Raw genomic sequence first — 16,896 nt, 5'->3', positions numbered from 1 at the left:
TTATTTTGTATTTTTAGTTTTTTTCTTGCTATTTTTTTGTTTTTTATTTTTTGATGATGAAACAGTTTTTTTAGAAGAAGTTGTTTCTGGTGCTAATTCATCATCAGTAAATGTATACGGTTCAGTTTTTGACAATACATGATCATCAGAATTTTGCTGGTAAACCGAAATCTGGTCGCCATTTTTCAAATCAGGATAATCGATAGTCAAGGTGTTTTTGTCAACAAATGTTGTTTCCTGCTTTTCACCGTTCACATAAACTTTGCTGTAGTTTGTAAAATATTTTCCGTATACACAAACCTCACCGTCAGAGTTATACATCGGTGTAACCGAACTAACTTTCACTTCATGCAAACCAAGCTGTATATTTGTTGGCTTATAAGGATTCTTACCATTGCTGGCATAATTATCACCATATAGCAGGTCATAAGCAAGATTTTTTAATCCTTCCTGATACGATTTGCTATCATCATTCTTGTGTTCCTGTGTATATTTATTAATATCACCGGCATTCATGTTCAATCCACCAAGAATCTTTGATTCTAACTGATAAGCTTCAATGTCTTCATTTTTGTAGTAATCATTTTTGAAGTTAGACCAAATTACGTACTGTGTCTGATAAACATCACCATTTACTAAATCTTCTCCACTTAAGCCGAAACTTGGTAGATGGTCACCATACATTACAAGAATTGTGTCTTCATCGAATTCACTTAAAGTCTTAACAAGTTTACCTATAAACTTATCCATCTGGTATGTTTCCATAGCATAATATTGATATTTATTCTTTGTAGCTTCATCAACATCACCACTGACTTTTATAGGATATTTATAGTCACCATCTGTTGGATAACTACCATGTCCCTGAACCGATATTGTGTAAATATAATCCTGACCTTTTGTGGACTTAAGAGCTTCCATAATATATTTAGTTAATATTTTGTCTTTAGCCCAGCCCATAGGCGTAAACTTCTTTACATCCATATTTTCAATTGTTGTAAAAGTATCGTAGCCTAAGTTTGCAAATACCTGATTTCTACCATAAAATGTAGCTGTATTATTATGAATGGCATGACACTTATAACCATATTCTTTCAGGTTATAACTAATACTTTCACATGTAGTATCAACTAATTTTGTTTTAAAAGGATATTCTCCCGGTCCAAAGAAATCCAAATTAATACCTGTCATTACTTCGAATTCTGTATTTACAGTTCCTGCACCAACAATTGGCACATTAAAATAACCACTTGGATAATTCTTAAGAAGTTTTTCAAAATTAGGAACAGGATTCTTTGACAACTTAATATTTTTCATATTGTTCATATCAAAAAATGATTCTAACTGCAAAAATAAAATATTCGGTTTTTTCTTTGCCTTGCTTAATTTGATTGTATCCTTCTTTTTTACAATTTTTTTAATTTCTTTATTTGAATATGTGTTTGGTTTTGCAATTCCTGTATTAATCAAACTATTTGAAAAACAATAAACAAAACCGTACTGGTAATAGGAAACTCTTAATTCTCCAAACTTAAGCGATATTAAATTTGAACCTAAACCAAGGGATAAAGTTCCAAAACCTATTAACCATATTATTAAAATTCCAATAATATTTCTTGGATATTTTATTCTATGTCTGACTTTTGGTGCCTTAAAAAATCCGTAAACCAATAAAGCAATTACAAATATTAAAGCAAGAATTACTAAAATAATTTGAAAAAATGAAAAATATTTTGTAATAACGCCCAAGCCACTATCAATAAGCATTAAGTCCACTGCAGTAAAAGGCGTTACTCTGTTTGCAAGTAAAACAGCATTTGTTATACCAGATATAATCCATATAACAGAGATTAAAGATAACCCCCAAAGTCGTCTTCTCATTAACAATGTAACCGACAGTGTCATCAAAATAATTACTGAATTGCATAAAAATACATAAGGTGAACCAATCAAGAAATAAATTCCTTTTAGGAAAGAACCTCTTGCCATCATTTCGATTAATAGATTAACCAACAGGGCAATTGTTATATACATATAAATTATGTGTTTATTGTATGTTTTAGCAAAGAAAGCTCTGTAAGTTTTGTATCTTTCTTTCCCTTTTTGAACGATATTAGTAATATCTTTTTTTATTTTTTCATTATCTAATATTGTTTCATCTATTTCATTATCTGATTTCTTTTCATCTATTTTTTTATCCACATTTTCATTGTCCGATTTTTTTTCATTTGATTTTATATCTTTATTTTCGTTATCCAATATTCTTCCTCCATTACATAAATATATAGAAAAACATTTCTTTATAGGGCGCACCCTTTCACAATGATACAACATTTCACATTTTTTTCAAGTTATTTTTAATATTTAATCTCATCTTGTTCCTATATAAATATGGTAAATATAGTTATTGCACTTCATCGTATTCCTTAAAAGATTACTTATATATTTACAATAATAAGATAGTAACTGTGTTTACTATAAACAAAATATTTGAAAAAAATATGAACTATTTTTATTAGGTAGTATTTTTATAAAAATCCAAGTATCCCACTATGATTTTCGCACTTTAAACCGTTGAATTATTATATATATATGTTATACTACTTTTGCATAATTATGAATTTATGTTATAATTGTTTAGCATATTTAATGTTGCTTTATGATTATGCATCATAATTTTAGACAAATTTATATAACTAATATTTAAGGAGACATTATGGGAAGTACATTTTTTAGGAAATTACCTACACCAATGGAAATCAAGACTATGTATCCTGTTCCTGAGGCTGTAGCAGAACAAAAGAAAAAGAACGATGCAGAAATTCGTGATATTTTCACAGGTGCAAGTGACAAATTTGCTGTTATCATCGGCCCTTGTTCAGCAGATAATCAGGAAGCTGTTGAGGATTACGTTCAAAGATTAGCACGAGTTCAGGAAGAAGTTAAAGATAAACTTTATATTATTCCTAGAGTATATACAAATAAACCACGTACAACAGGTAAAGGCTATAAAGGAATGTTACATCAGCCTGATCCTGAAAAGAAACCTGATTTATTACAGGGATTAATCACAATTCGTCAGATGTTTTTAAAGATTATGGAAGATACAAAATTACCAATTGCTGACGAAATGCTTTATCCTGAAAATGCAAGATATTTTTCAGACTGCATATCATACGTTGCAATTGGTGCCCGTTCAGTTGAAAACCAGCAGCATCGTCTTACATCAAGTGGTTTAGATATTCCTGTTGGTATGAAGAATCCTACAAGTGGAGATATTTCAATTATGTTAAACTCTATTGAAGCTGCACAGGCTTCACATTCATTCTTATATAGAGGTTGGGATGTTCAAACTGAAGGGAACGATTTAGCCCATGCAATTTTACGTGGTGCCGTAAACCAGTATGGTTCATGCATTCCAAACTACCATTATGAAGATATGGTGAATTTACATGAAAAATATGTTGCAAAAGGTTTTGCAAATCCTGCTCTTGTTATTGACTGTAATCATTCAAATTCAAACAAGAAATATATGGAACAAATTAGAATTGCAAAAGAAATCATGCATAACCGTAAACATTCAAAGGACTTAAAAGGATTTGTTAAAGGTTTAATGATTGAAAGCTACATTGAAGGTGGAAATCAGCCTGTTGATGGTCATTGTTATGGTAAATCTATTACAGATCCATGTTTAGGCTGGGAAGATACAGAAAAATTACTTTACCTCATTGCTGAAGAAGCATAAAAAAAGACAATGTGATTTAAATTTGAATTCAAATCTTTTATAGAATTTTAATACATTAAATTTCTATATATCATTCTGAAAATAAAAGGAACGTTTACTTTATTATACCTAGCCGATTTTATCGGTTAAATATAATTGTTAAGTAAACGTTCCTTTTTTAACTGTCTGTTCTACTTATGTTATATTATTTATTATCGTTCTGTACATTAAAAAACTTAAAAATCTCACCAATAAAAATAAACAAAGTTCCTAAAACAATCGAGAAAAATACTGTTGCAATGCCAATGCCATAATTAACTTCTGATAATGCATCTAGTTCATATCTGTTCTGATATTTAATATTTATCACAAAAGCAATTGCAATGCCAATTACCATTACAATAACACCTATAATCCTTACTATGTACGTCATTTTTTCAGCATAATTTTTATTCATCTTTAGTTCCCCTTTCCCTCTTTAATATATATATAACAATCTGCACACTAAAAGCTGATTATTAATCTTACCATAAGTCATTATACAATATTTTGTGTCTTATCATATATATTTTTTACTCTACTACTACCTGTTTCCATGTACATGTGTGTAGTTGATATATCTGAATGCCCCAACATTTTCTGTATAACCTTTAAATTCGCACCATTTTCAACTAAATGTGCTGCAAACGAATGTCTTAATGTGTGAGGTGTTATATCCTTGTTAATTCCAGCTTTTTCACCGTATTTTTTAAGCAGTTTCCAGAACCCCTGTCTACTCATTTCTCCACCGGCGCAATTAGGAAAAAGCACATCACTTTTTATGTTCTTGCTTATCAACTGTGGTCTTCCCTCTTCCAAATATTCAGTTAAAGCCTTGTGTGCTTCCTGACCAAATTCAAGAACTCTATCTTTTTTTCGATCATGACATGTAATCTTTTCAACATTAATATTAACGTCTGTTATTTTCAATGTAATAAGTTCTGTAACTCTCATACCTGTCGCATACAGTAATTCAAGCATAGCCTTATCCCTTAACTGTTTTGGTGTTTTTCCCGATGGTTGACTTAAAAGCAAGTCAATTTCTTTTACAGAAAGGATTTCCGGTGTCTTCTTTACTATTTTAGGTGATTTTAGATTAGCCGCCGGATTAAATTCTATATATGCTTCGGTATACAGAAAATTAAAGAACGCTTTAATGGATGCAATTGTTCTGGAAATTGTTGTTGGCGCTCTTCCTATACTTTGTAAATGAATAATATATTCTTCCAAATCTTCTTTTAAAATAGTGTTAATTTGAACTTTCTTATTTTCCTTTTCAAAATATTCAAATAATTTCCTTACATCTCGAATATACGATTCTTCTGTATTGGGAGATATATTCTTCTTTTTATGCAATTGTAAAACAAATTCATTTATTAAATCCTGCATATACTTATCCCTTTTCTTATCGCTGTATTCCCTATTATATAAGTGTTTTTTTATAAAATCAAATTGTTTTTTTACCTATCTGTTTACCATAATATGTGCATTATACAACATATATTATTGAGGTTTTTGAAAGAAACAATATATAGTAATTTTTGTGATTTTTTCAATATTTTTGATATTTTTTCTTGATAAATTTTCTTAATAATTTTTCATAATATTTTTCTAAATGTTTTTTACTGTTTTTAATAGTCCATTTATTATTTTTATATCATATTTTATATTTTGCATCTATGCTTTTAGATTGATTTTATATTTAACTTTGTAATATTTTACTATTATAAAATTGGGAACTATTTTTATTATTTATAGTTTTTGAATTATTTTAATTATTTATACTTTTGAAGAACTATTTTAATTATTTTATAGTTGGGAATTTTTTTAAATTAATTTATATTATTTTAGAAAATATTTATAAGAAAGCTTTCAATAAATGTAGTTGCAACAAGAAAAGATATAGATGCTAATCTTTTATATTTTTTCTTACAATATGTTTCATACATAATCATTATTAAAAATGCAAACCATCTAAAACTGCATATAACCCATGAGACATCTGACAGCCTTATAGCAATAACAAGTGTTGCTGTAAATTTTATTGTATATACAAATATTAAAACCGCCCAAAAAGCTTCTCTATGTTTCAAGAAATTGGGTATACATATAAAAATATATCTTTTCAGATTGTTGCATAGCATAATAATAAATATATTAATTAATTGCTCAGTATATATAATTTCTTCTCTTCTTGCAAAAAAATCTATGGCTATTGTATTGTAAACTATTATTCCAATAAAAGCTCCAATTACAATTCCATAGACTTTATAATTTGCAAATACTTTATTTAAGCTCATTTATCATAATATACCTTTAATACTTTTATATATTATATTACTTTGTACAATATTTATGATAGTAAGTCAAAATAGATGATATTGTTTTTGCATCATTGATTTCATTGCTTAAAATTTTCTCAATTAATTCTTCTACAGTATAAACTTCTAAATCAATATATTCATCAGGATCTAAATGTTGATGTGTTTTTTCAAGATCAAAGGCAACATACACATCTATTTTTTCACCTGAATATGCAACTGCCGGAGCTAATGTTTGTAAAAATTCAATTTTCCCTGACTTATATCCTGTTTCTTCTTCCAATTCACGAGCCGCACATTTCAATGTTGGTTCATCAATCGAATCTTTTCCACCAGCCGGGATTTCCAAAGTATACTTGTCAATGGCATTTCTCCACTGTCTTACCATAATAATTCTACCATCAGACATTACCGGTATAACAGCCGCGGCACCTTTATGTTGTAAGAAATCCCAATATACTTTCTTTCCTTCCGGTGTAATAATTTCATCTTTACAGAATCCTAATATTGCTCCATCATAAACTTTTTCTCTATTAATACGTTTAAACTTTTCCATTTCATCTCCCTATTCAATACCCTTACATTTTTTATAACATGCATCACTTGCGGCAAAAAGTGCTTTTCTAAAACCATTATTTTCTAACTGTTCAACCGCTGCAATTGTTGTCCCACCTGGAGAACATACATTATCCTTCAGTACACCCGGATGTTCGTTTGTTTCAAGCATAAGCTTTGCAGAACCTAAAACAGTTTGGGCCACAAACTCGTACGCATCACTTCTTTTCATTCCGCATTTAACAACACTATCTGCTAATGCTTCTATAAACATAAATACATATGCCGGGGAGCTGCCACTTGCACATACAACTGCATCCATAATTTTTTCCTCAACAACTCTCATTTTCCCAAATGATGAGAAAATTTTCTCAATTTCTTCTTTTTCTTCTTGAGAGAAAAATTCTTCATTGTAGGATACGCCTGTCATACCTTCCCCTACCATTGCAGGAGTATTTGGCATTGTTCTTACAATCTTCTTAGTTCCACACATATCTTCCAATTGCTCAATTGTAACCCCCGGTGCCAGTGAAACAACTACAGATTCCTGTGCAACATTTTCTTTTACCTGTGGCAAAACACTCTCAAACATCTGTGGTTTAACAGCTAATATTATGTACTTACTATTCTTTATAACTTCTTCGTTGTTATTTAAAAACTTAACACCTGTTTCTTCACTTATCTTTTCCATTTTTTTGTTGGTACTACTATGGAATACTATATCATCCTTATTATATAATTTAGAAACTCCATTTAATATAGCACTGCCCATGTTTCCCATTCCAATAAAACCTAATTTAAACATATTTCCTCCTATTTTTTCAGTCTATAAAAATTATAGCACAATTCTGTTATCCTGTGGTGGAATTTCTTATTATGCATTAAAGAATGTCGCTTGCGACATTCTACGCACCCAGCACATATTGCTTTTGCAATATTTTTTCTTTTGTGCAAGGGTGCATCCCTAGTGGAATGTTTTTATGTAATAAGAAATTCTGCAGAAATTTCTTATTACATAAAAAAAGGAAATGCGATTTCTCACATTTCCTATTATCGTAGATTTTACTTTGCATAATCTATGGCTCTTGATTCTCTCACGATATTAACCTTTATCTGACCAGGATATTCAAGCTCATCTTCGATTTGCTTTGCAATATTTCTAGCCATTAATACCATGTCAGCATCACTAACCTTTTCCGGTATAACCATAATACGAATCTCTCTACCTGCCTGAATGGCAAAAGATTTATCAACTCCCTCGTATGAGTTTGTAATGTCTTCTAACTGTTTTAGTCTGTTTGTGTAAGTCTGTACTGTTTCACGTCTTGCACCAGGTCTTGCAGCAGAAATAGCATCAGCAGCCTGTACAATACATGCTATTAATGTTTCAGGTTCAATATCACCGTGATGAGCTTCAACCGCATTAATAACTGTAGCTGATTCTTTATATTTTCTACATAAATCAACACCTAACTGAATATGTGTACCTTCTTTTTCATGGTCAACAGCCTTACCAATATCATGTAATAAGCCTGCTCTTTTTGCTACTCTAACGTCCAATCCAAGCTCTGAAGCTAATAGACCCGAGATAAGGGCAACCTCAATAGAATGTTTTAAGGCATTTTGTCCATAACTTGTTCTAAACTTCATCTTTCCTAAAAGTTTAACAAGTTCCGGATGAATTCCATGTACACCAACTTCAAGAGTTGCTGCCTCGCCTTCTTCTCTAATCATAGTCTCAACTTCTTTTTGAGCCTTATTAACCATTTCCTCAATTCTAGTTGGCTGAATTCTTCCATCAACAACCAGTTTTTCAAGAGCAATACGGGCTACTTCTCTCCTAATTGGATCAAATCCTGATAAAACAACTGCTTCAGGAGTATCATCAATAATCAAATCAACACCTGTTAGAGATTCAAGAGTTCTGATGTTTCTTCCTTCTCTACCAATTATTCTACCTTTCATTTCATCATTAGGTAATGAAACTACAGAAATAGTTGTTTCAGCAACATGGTCTGTTGCACATTTCTGAATTGCATTAACAACCAATTCCTTAGCTTTCTTATCAGCTTCCTCCTTGGCCTGTTTTTCATGTTCCTTAATTAATTTTGCAGTTTCAATCTTAATTTCTTCTTCAACAGTTTGTAATAATTGTTCTTTTGCCTGTTCAGAGGTTAATCCAGAGATTCTCTCCAGTTCCTGTATGCGCTGTTCGCTTAATTGTTCTACTTTTTCCTTAGCTTTGTTTAATTCTTCTTCACGAGATTTTAAGCTATTTTCTTTCCTATCAAGGGCATCTGATTTTTTCTCAACTGCTTCTTCCTTGTTAAGAACACGCTTCTCATATCGTTGAACTTCTGATCTACGTTCTTTGATTTCTTTATCAAGCTCATTTTTAGTTTTTAAATTTTCTTCTTTAGCTTCTAAAAGAGCTTCTTTTTTCTTTGATTCTGCTGTTTTAATTGCATCGTCAATAATTCCACGAGCTTTATCCTCAGCAGTACCAATTTTCTTGGCATCAGAATTTTTCTTTATAGAAATTGCAACTAATGCTGAAATCAAAGTGTCCACGAGAATCACTGCAACAAGTATGATAATCCAAGTAGTAGTATTCACAGGAGCACCTCCTTATTTAATTTTCATTGTACATTACAACATATCCATTTTACTTTATTACCCGTTTAATGTCAAGCAAAGTAGTAGTTCTAAAACACTGATTTTCTATATATTTGCATTATGTGATTTCATTACTCATAAAAAGAATTTTTCTGTTCCAAAATATAGTTATCAACTGCTTTTTTTACCGTTGAAAAAGAATATCCTTTTCCAACTAAATACCTATAAAGTTTTTGCAAATCCTTTGAATCAGACAAATCATATCTTTTTGCACGTTTTTTTAATACACTAGAAATTGAATCATCTTCCGAAAAATCACTTTCCATAAAAGCTTCATCTATAAGTTCTTTTGAGATTCCTTTAGTATATAAATCCTGTATAATTTTTCGTTTACTATAAACGCTTTTCTTGTAATCAAGATATAACATGGCATATCTCTTGTCATTAATAAGATTATACTCTTCTAAATATTCAACAACTTTGTAAATTATATTATCAGGATACAAACCTGACTTTAACTTATCTATAATTTGTTTTCTTGTTTTATAAGAATCATCTAGAATATAAAGAGCCCTTTCTCGGGCTCTTTTGTATAAAATATCCATAATATCGTTGTATTCTCTATGGGAAATTTCATTATCTTTAATTAATTTTAATCTTCTTACCTCACCTTTATATAGATAGAACTGTAACTCTCCATCCAAGGTTATTTTAAAGCGATTTCCAACAGGTTCCATTTTAATAATTCTATGCATTATTCTTCCTCAGATGCTTTTTCAGTGTTATTAGATTCTGCCTCTGTTTCTTCCTCACCTTCAGGATGAATGTAAAACTCTCTTACCTTTGCATCTACTTCTTCCATGATGTCAGGATGTTCCATAAAATATTTCTTTGCATTTTCACGTCCCTGACCAATCTTTTCGCCATTATATGCATACCATGAACCACTCTTTATAACAATTCCACTCTTAGCAGCTAAATCTAAAATATCGCCTTCTTTTGAGATTCCCTTACCAAACATAATATCGAATTCTGCTTCTTTAAAAGGAGGTGCAATCTTATTCTTAACCACTTTAACTCTGGCTCTATTACCAACCATTTCTCCACCAGCCTTCAATGTTTCAACTCTTCTTACATCAAGTCTGACTGATGCATAGAACTTAAGCGCTCTACCACCTGTTGTTGTTTCAGGATTACCAAACATTACACCAATTTTTTCTCTTAACTGGTTAATGAATACAACTGTGCAACCTGTTTTGTTCATTATACCTGTTAATTTTCTTAATGCCTGTGACATTAATCTGGCATGCTGTCCCATATGAGAATCGCCCATATCCCCATCGATTTCTGCCTTAGGAACTAATGCTGCAACAGAGTCAACAATAATGATATCTACAGCTCCTGAACGAACCATTGTTTCTGTGATTTCCAATGCCTGTTCACCGTAATCTGGCTGCGAAATATACAAATTATCAATATCTACACCAATTGCCTTGGCATATACAGGATCTAAGGCATGCTCTGCATCAATAAATCCTGCCACACCGCCTCTTTTCTGTGCTTCTGCTATCATATGTAAAGCTACTGTAGTCTTACCACTTGATTCAGGTCCGTATATTTCTACTACTCTACCCTTAGGTATACCACCCAAACCTAATGCTAAGTCTAAGCTAAGAGAGCCTGTTGGAATTGTTTCTACGTTAATCTTTCCCGAATCTCCCAGTTTCATAATAGCACCCTTTCCATGCTGTCTTTCTATTTGAGATATTGCTGCATCTAATGCTTTTAATTTTTCTTCTTTATTCATAATTAGTCCTTTCTGTTCGAACCTATGTTCGTTATATAAGTATAATAGTACAATCCGTTCTTTGTGTCAACAATTAATTAATAAATATTATATATGTTTTTTTACTATTATGCAACACTTTACTTATATGTTTAACTTTTATTTTTATGTTACTTTGTGTTAAGGTAATTATATTCTCTTTTCATATTCCATGCAATCACCGCCATCGATTACTTCGTCTGGTTTCATTTCATATATCATACATTTTGATGTATTACAAGGTAACTTTTCATCATCAAAACAATATTCACAATCGTTACAAACCAAATCATTATTTTTAATAATTTCAAATTTTAAAAGGTCATCTACAAATTTATTTGACATTATTTTTTATCTCCATTATGTAAAAAACTATTATAAAAAATTTACGCAAACAACTTAACTGTCATCTTAAATAAATCATTCTATAATAGTTTTTTACTTTTATATATTTTCTCTTTATATGTTTCACTTTACAAAGTTATCTTTAAATAATTAAATTTAAAGCAACATACAACAACCCATGTTATTAAAACTTATAATCTTATACTTCTCTTATAAACCAAGAATTTTCTCAAGAGCTGTAATCTTTGTACAAATTATTAAGATTTCACTAGCTTCCTTTAATTCATCTGGCGTTGCAAATGAAGGTGCAATTCTAATATTCTTGTCTTCAGGGTCTTTTCCATAAGGGAAAGGTGAACCTGCACCTGTTAATACCATACCTGCATCCTTACACATTGAAACAACTTTCTTTGCACAACCTTCCATTGCATTAAACGAAATAAAGTATCCACCGTTAGGATTTGTCCACTCTCCAACTCCACATGGCTTTAATTCAGATTCTAACATATCAAGAACAGCTTTGAATTTTGGTCTCATTTTCTCTGCATGTTTCATCATATGTCTCTTTACACCATCAAAATTCTTGAAATATCTTACATGACGTAACTGATTCATTTTATCATAACCAATTGTCTGAATTGTCATCTGTTCCAAAATAGACTTAACATTTTCTTTTGAAGAAGCCATTGCAGCTACACCTGAACCTGAAAATGTTACTTTTGAAGTTGATGCAAATTCATATACTAAATTAGGATTTCCTGCCTTTTCACATTCTGAAATAATATCTAATATTTCATCCTGTCTATCTTCATATAAATGATGAATAGCGTATGCATTATCCCAATAAATTCTAAAATCTTTTGCTGCAGGTTTAAGTGCTGCCATTCTCTTTACAACTTCATCTGAATATGAAATACCTGTTGGATTTGAATATTTTGGAACACACCAAATACCCTTGATTGAATCATCTTCTGCAACTAATTTTTCAATCATATCCATATCAGGTCCATCTGCATTCATAGGAATATTTATCATTTCAATACCAAAGTATTCTGTAATTGCAAAATGTCTGTCATATCCTGGTACAGGACATAACCATTTTACTTTATCAAGCTTACACCATGGTGTGCATCCTAATACACCATGTGAATAAGCTCTTGAAATAGAGTCATACATTATGTTTAAACTTGCATTTCCGTATATAATAACATGATCTTCTGTTGTACCCATAATATCAGCCATCATTTTCTTTGCCTCAGGAATACCACCTAAAACGCCATAATTACGGCAATCAATTCCATTTGATGCATGTACATCAGACTCACTTGTTAAAACATCTAACATATCCATACTTAAGTCTAACTGTTCTTTGCCAGGTTTACCTCTAGACATATCAAGACTTATATTCTTTTTACAAATCTCTTCATAATCTTTTTTTAAACCTTCAAGTTCTTTCTTTAATTCATCCTTGCTCATTTCACTGTAAGCTAACATATTATTTCCTCCAAATTAATTTTTTAAAACATTAAAATTTTTAGACACATATTCAATCATAGAAATAATTGTAAGTGCCAATGATATCCATATTAAAATCTGTCCAATAATATATAAAACAGAATTGTTTAATGGTGTATTAACAATAAGTACAATAATCATAACCATTGAGAAAGCAGTTTTAAATTTGCCCCACCAACCGGCTGCTAAAACAATGCCCTGATCAGCAGCAAGCATTCTAAAACCACTAATAAATAATTCTCTACTAATTATAATTATTACCACCCATGATGGTATCATTTTTGGTGTTAAACAAATAAGTGCTGCACTAACAAGCATTTTATCTGCCAAAGGATCCATAAATTTTCCAAAATTGGTTACTAAATGATACTTTCGAGCAATTTTTCCGTCAAACAAATCAGTTATACTTGCAACAATAAAAACAATTGCCGCTAAATAGTAATTATATGAAATTGATTCAATTAACATAAATACAACGAAAATTGGAATACATAAAACTCTGAATGTTGTTAATTTATTTGCTAAATTCATTTTGTCTCCTTACCGGCTATATCAGTTCGCCTATTAAGTCATAATCATTTGTACCTGTGACTTTAACTTTTACAAAATCACCAGTCATAAGTTCTTCATCTGTCATAACAAATATATTACTGTCAACTCCCGGACAATCCATATATGTTCTTGCTATATAGGCATGTTCGCCGGAAATTTTTCCTTCTATCATTGCTATAAATTCTTTTCCTACATATTTTTCTGTAGTGTCAAAAACAATGTCCTGCTGAAGTTCCATAATTTCATTTCTTCTGAAATTTTTAACTTCTTCATCTATTTGATCAGGCATTGATGCTGCAGGTGTGTTTTCCTCAGGTGAATAAGTAAATACACCAAGTCTGTCAAATTCCATTTCATTTACAAACTTCATTAATATATCATGGTCTTCCTGTGTTTCTCCGGGAAAACCTGAAATTAAAGTTGTTCTTAAAATTATATCAGGAATTCTTTTTCTTAACTTACCAATGATTTCTCTTAACTGTTTGTTGGAAGTTCTTCTTCCCATACGTTTAAGAATATCGTCACTGGCATGCTGTATTGGAATATCCAAATAATGGCATATCTTCTTTTCAGTAGCTATGGTTTCTATTAACTCATCATAGATTTCTTCAGGATAACAATACAAAATTCTTATCCACTGAATTCCCTGAATTTTGGCTAATTTTTTCAATAGAATATGCAAAGATTTTTTTCCATAAATATCTTTACCATACATTGTTGTTTCCTGAGCCACTAATATAAGTTCTTTTACACCTCTGTTTGCTAAATCCTTTGCTTCTTCAATAAGTACATCCATATCTACACTTCTGTAATTTCCACGAATCTTTGGAATAATACAATATGTGCAATATTTATCACAACCTTCGGCAATTTTTAAATATGCGTAATTGCCTGCTGTTGAAAGGTTTCTTGGAGCATTAACTCCCGCTAATTTATCTATATCATTAATAACATGAATATTTTTCCTGTTTATAAAAAATTCATTTAAGGCATTGGCTATACTGTCTATGGCTGTAGTTCCTATACAAATATCAATTTCAGGAATTTCTTCATCTATTTCTTCATAATATCTTTGAGCCAGACAACCGGCTAAAACTAACGCCTTGCAATTTCCTTCTTCTTTGTATCTTGCCATTTCAAAAATAGTATTAATACTTTCTTCTTTGGCATCATTTATAAAACAGCAACTGTTAATAACAATTACGTCTGCTTCTCTTTCATCGTCAGTAAATTCATAACCGGCTTTAGATAAGATTCCGGACATATGCTCTGAATCCACTAAATTCTTGTCACAACCTAATGAAATAAAAAGTACCTTCAAAAATATAAACTCCTTAAACTTTAAAATAGAATAAAGTGTCTGTTGACACTTTATTCTTCTTCGTCATCTCCTAAAATTCTAATTTTAGATTCTGCTAATTCTTCTACAGCAATTGACAATGGTTTCATACCTTCAGCGTCCTTGTCTAAAAGTGGCTGGTCACCTGCAATAATCTGTCTTGCTCTCTTTGATGTAGCCATAACAATTGAATATCTGCTCTGTACAACCGGCTGTTCACCGTCCTCTACATCACTATTAGCTACTGCCATTAAATCTGAATATGATGGGTGTAACATTTTTATCTCCTTTCGGCGAATTTTAATATTTCGCTTTTTATTTGATTAACAAAATCCATGTCTAGAGACTGAGGATTGTTGTCATTTTTTATATTTTCAATGTGCTTTGCACATTTTTCAACTTCATCATTTAATACGAAATAGTCGTATTTTTCCATATTATCAGTTTCTTCTGCCGCCTTTTTCAAACGGTCATTAATAACTTCTTCTGTTTCTGTATTACGACCGACCAATCTGTTTCTAAGTTCATCAGCACTCGGTGGCAATATAAAAATCAAAATTGCCTCGGGCATATTTTTCTTTACCTGCAAAGCACCCTTTGTTTCAATTTCTAATATTACATCATTTCCACTGTTAAGATTTGTTTCTACAAATTCTCTTGGTGTTCCGTAATAATGATCAACATATCCGGCATATTCTAAAAGTTTGTTTTCATTAATCATCGTTTCAAACTGTTCATTTGAAATATAATGATAATGAACTCCTGGGATTTCATTTGGTCTTGGTTCTCTTGTTGTTACTGAAACCGAAACCTTATAAGTATCCTTATGTTCCTTTAGATACTTAACTACAGTACCTTTTCCAACACCGGAAAAACCGGAAATTACTAATAATTTACCTTTTTTCATAATACACACTCTTTTATTCTATATTTTGTATTTGTTCTCTGACTTTTTCAATGTCAGTTTTTAACATAATTGCATGGTCTGATATTTCAGGATCACTTGTTTTGGACAATGTAGTGTTAGCTTCTCTGTTCATTTCCTGTGCAATAAAATCAAGTCTTCTTCCAACAGTTTCGCCTTTTAGCAAATCTTCGCGCATTGCCTTAATATGACTATCTAGTCTTACAAGCTCCTCGTCAACGCATACTTTATCAGCAAAAACTATAACTTCCTGAGCAATTCGTGATTCATCAATTTGACTGTCTTCTAACAGTTCATGAATCTTATTTGTAATCTTTTCCTTATATTCAGCAACAATAACCGGGGATTTTTCTGTAATAAACTTAACATTTTCAATCATACCGTCAAGTTTTGAAATTAAATCAGCCTGTAAACGTTTGCCTTCTTCTTCTCTCGTTTCTATTAGCTTAATAACAGCTTCATCAATTGCTTTAATTACCAAAGCTTCAATTGCCTCTTCATCATCCTGTGCATTCTCTATTGTAACTACATCTGGACTTCTCATTATGTAACTTGTTTTTACGTCATTTTCTAACCCAAGTTCTCTGCTGATTTGTTCATAACAATCAAAATATTCTTTTGCAAGCATTGAATTGTATCTTATGCATTCGTCACCTTTGCCAAGATTTTCATAGGAAATAAATACATCAACCTTTCCTCTGCTAACAAATTTTTTCATTTCATTACGAACATTTCCTTCAAGGAAATTTAATTTTCTAGGTACCTTTATACCTAATTCCAAATATCTATGATTAACAGATTTCATTTCAACGGTGACCTTTCTATCACCTTCAGAAACTTCAGCTCTGCCAAATCCTGTCATACTTTTTAGCATCTTTCCTCCTCTGTGTCCATTTATCCACAGTTCTATTTATTATAATTCATATAAACACGACCGTCAAGTTACACTTAAATATAAGTAACACTTTCCCTTTAATACAGATATTATTTTTCAAATACTGCATCTAAACAGGAATATTATTTACTAATAAAATGTAGAAAAATCAGGTACAAGTTTTAATGTTGAATTTTAATAACATAATAATTTGCAAATAACACTAAAAACCTATAAAATAAGTGTGATGTAAAAAAATTTATTTT

The 16,896-nt window shown here is 30.9% G+C and carries 17 protein-coding genes; 1 reads left to right on the top strand and 16 read right to left on the bottom strand.

The genetic code is table 11. The features are described from left to right. Complete coding sequence (locus DW006_RS06365; protein ID WP_158561082.1) at positions 1-2,259, bottom strand: LTA synthase family protein; 2,259 nt, start codon at positions 2,257-2,259, stop codon at positions 1-3. A gap of 457 nt (positions 2,260-2,716) precedes the next feature. Between DW006_RS06365 and DW006_RS06360 the strand changes: the two genes are divergently transcribed. Continuing rightward, on the top strand, positions 2,717-3,745 hold the full coding sequence (locus DW006_RS06360; protein WP_117999537.1) for a 3-deoxy-7-phosphoheptulonate synthase: 1,029 nt from the start codon (positions 2,717-2,719) through the stop codon (positions 3,743-3,745). Positions 3,746-3,929: 184 nt separating this feature from the next. Here the strand turns inward: DW006_RS06360 and DW006_RS06355 are convergent, their stop codons facing one another. The 15 genes from DW006_RS06355 to DW006_RS06285 form a co-directional block, all read right to left on the bottom strand. Next, a complete protein-coding gene (locus DW006_RS06355) occupies positions 3,930-4,181 on the bottom strand; it encodes a hypothetical protein (RefSeq protein WP_117999536.1) in 252 nt (83 codons plus the stop codon). An 80-nt stretch (positions 4,182-4,261) separates the two neighbouring features. Continuing rightward, on the bottom strand, positions 4,262-5,152 hold the full coding sequence (gene xerA, locus DW006_RS06350; protein ID WP_117999535.1) for a site-specific tyrosine recombinase/integron integrase: 891 nt from the start codon (positions 5,150-5,152) through the stop codon (positions 4,262-4,264). Between the two features lie 458 nt (positions 5,153-5,610). After that, positions 5,611-6,063, bottom strand: coding sequence for a hypothetical protein (locus DW006_RS06345; RefSeq protein ID WP_117999534.1), 453 nt, complete (start codon positions 6,061-6,063; stop codon positions 5,611-5,613). A 37-nt stretch (positions 6,064-6,100) separates the two neighbouring features. Further along, positions 6,101-6,640 (bottom strand): NUDIX hydrolase, encoded by a 540-nt coding sequence (locus tag DW006_RS06340; RefSeq protein WP_117999533.1) that lies wholly within the window; start codon positions 6,638-6,640, stop codon positions 6,101-6,103. 9 nt (positions 6,641-6,649) lie between these two features. After that, a complete protein-coding gene (proC, locus tag DW006_RS06335) occupies positions 6,650-7,444 on the bottom strand; it encodes a pyrroline-5-carboxylate reductase (protein ID WP_117999532.1) in 795 nt (264 codons plus the stop codon). Positions 7,445-7,701: 257 nt separating this feature from the next. Beyond that, entirely contained in the window at positions 7,702-9,255 is a 1,554-nt protein-coding gene (gene rny / locus DW006_RS06330; RefSeq protein ID WP_117999531.1) for a ribonuclease Y, read from the bottom strand. A gap of 131 nt (positions 9,256-9,386) precedes the next feature. Next, positions 9,387-10,010 carry a regulatory protein RecX gene (locus tag DW006_RS06325; RefSeq protein ID WP_117999530.1) on the bottom strand — a complete coding sequence of 208 codons (624 nt, stop codon included), beginning with the start codon at positions 10,008-10,010 and terminating at the stop codon, positions 9,387-9,389. Next, entirely contained in the window at positions 10,010-11,062 is a 1,053-nt protein-coding gene (recA, locus tag DW006_RS06320; protein WP_117999529.1) for a recombinase RecA, read from the bottom strand. Before recA ends, DW006_RS06325 begins: the two co-directional genes overlap by 1 nt. 168 nt (positions 11,063-11,230) lie before the next feature. Then, entirely contained in the window at positions 11,231-11,425 is a 195-nt protein-coding gene (locus DW006_RS06315; RefSeq protein WP_117999528.1) for a hypothetical protein, read from the bottom strand. Positions 11,426-11,635: 210 nt separating this feature from the next. Continuing rightward, positions 11,636-12,919, bottom strand: a complete 1,284-nt coding sequence (locus DW006_RS06310) for an aminotransferase class I/II-fold pyridoxal phosphate-dependent enzyme (RefSeq protein WP_117999527.1) — start codon at positions 12,917-12,919, stop codon at positions 11,636-11,638. Between the two features lie 15 nt (positions 12,920-12,934). After that, complete coding sequence (pgsA, locus tag DW006_RS06305; RefSeq protein ID WP_117999526.1) at positions 12,935-13,471, bottom strand: CDP-diacylglycerol--glycerol-3-phosphate 3-phosphatidyltransferase; 537 nt, start codon at positions 13,469-13,471, stop codon at positions 12,935-12,937. A 16-nt stretch (positions 13,472-13,487) separates the two neighbouring features. Then, complete coding sequence (gene rimO, locus DW006_RS06300) at positions 13,488-14,813, bottom strand: 30S ribosomal protein S12 methylthiotransferase RimO (RefSeq protein WP_117999525.1); 1,326 nt, start codon at positions 14,811-14,813, stop codon at positions 13,488-13,490. A gap of 50 nt (positions 14,814-14,863) precedes the next feature. After that, positions 14,864-15,109 carry a DNA-directed RNA polymerase subunit omega gene (gene rpoZ, locus DW006_RS06295; RefSeq protein ID WP_117999524.1) on the bottom strand — a complete coding sequence of 82 codons (246 nt, stop codon included), beginning with the start codon at positions 15,107-15,109 and terminating at the stop codon, positions 14,864-14,866. Between the two features lie 2 nt (positions 15,110-15,111). Then, positions 15,112-15,738, bottom strand: coding sequence for a guanylate kinase (gmk, locus tag DW006_RS06290; protein WP_117999523.1), 627 nt, complete (start codon positions 15,736-15,738; stop codon positions 15,112-15,114). Positions 15,739-15,751: 13 nt separating this feature from the next. Continuing rightward, positions 15,752-16,630 carry a YicC/YloC family endoribonuclease gene (locus DW006_RS06285; RefSeq protein WP_117999522.1) on the bottom strand — a complete coding sequence of 293 codons (879 nt, stop codon included), beginning with the start codon at positions 16,628-16,630 and terminating at the stop codon, positions 15,752-15,754. Positions 16,631-16,896: the final 266 nt, after the last annotated feature.

The sequence above is a fragment of the Eubacterium sp. AF36-5BH genome, assembly GCF_003460505.1.
Taxonomy (GTDB): Bacteria; Bacillota; Clostridia; order Lachnospirales; family Lachnospiraceae; genus Eubacterium_G.
This window is presented reverse-complemented; position numbering and strand designations above follow the sequence as displayed.

Coding starts and splice junctions, on each gene's coding strand:
- DW006_RS06360 (WP_117999537.1), top strand. CDS start 2,717: ATGGGAAGTACATTTTTTAGGAAATTACCTACACCAATGGAAATCAAG.
- DW006_RS06355 (WP_117999536.1), bottom strand. CDS start 4,181: ATGAATAAAAATTATGCTGAAAAAATGACGTACATAGTAAGGATTATA.
- xerA (WP_117999535.1), bottom strand. CDS start 5,152: ATGCAGGATTTAATAAATGAATTTGTTTTACAATTGCATAAAAAGAAG.
- DW006_RS06345 (WP_117999534.1), bottom strand. CDS start 6,063: ATGAGCTTAAATAAAGTATTTGCAAATTATAAAGTCTATGGAATTGTA.
- DW006_RS06340 (WP_117999533.1), bottom strand. CDS start 6,640: ATGGAAAAGTTTAAACGTATTAATAGAGAAAAAGTTTATGATGGAGCA.
- proC (WP_117999532.1), bottom strand. CDS start 7,444: ATGTTTAAATTAGGTTTTATTGGAATGGGAAACATGGGCAGTGCTATA.
- DW006_RS06325 (WP_117999530.1), bottom strand. CDS start 10,010: ATGCATAGAATTATTAAAATGGAACCTGTTGGAAATCGCTTTAAAATA.
- recA (WP_117999529.1), bottom strand. CDS start 11,062: ATGAATAAAGAAGAAAAATTAAAAGCATTAGATGCAGCAATATCTCAA.
- DW006_RS06315 (WP_117999528.1), bottom strand. CDS start 11,425: ATGTCAAATAAATTTGTAGATGACCTTTTAAAATTTGAAATTATTAAA.
- DW006_RS06310 (WP_117999527.1), bottom strand. CDS start 12,919: ATGTTAGCTTACAGTGAAATGAGCAAGGATGAATTAAAGAAAGAACTT.
- pgsA (WP_117999526.1), bottom strand. CDS start 13,471: ATGAATTTAGCAAATAAATTAACAACATTCAGAGTTTTATGTATTCCA.
- rpoZ (WP_117999524.1), bottom strand. CDS start 15,109: ATGTTACACCCATCATATTCAGATTTAATGGCAGTAGCTAATAGTGAT.
- gmk (WP_117999523.1), bottom strand. CDS start 15,738: ATGAAAAAAGGTAAATTATTAGTAATTTCCGGTTTTTCCGGTGTTGGA.
- DW006_RS06285 (WP_117999522.1), bottom strand. CDS start 16,630: ATGCTAAAAAGTATGACAGGATTTGGCAGAGCTGAAGTTTCTGAAGGT.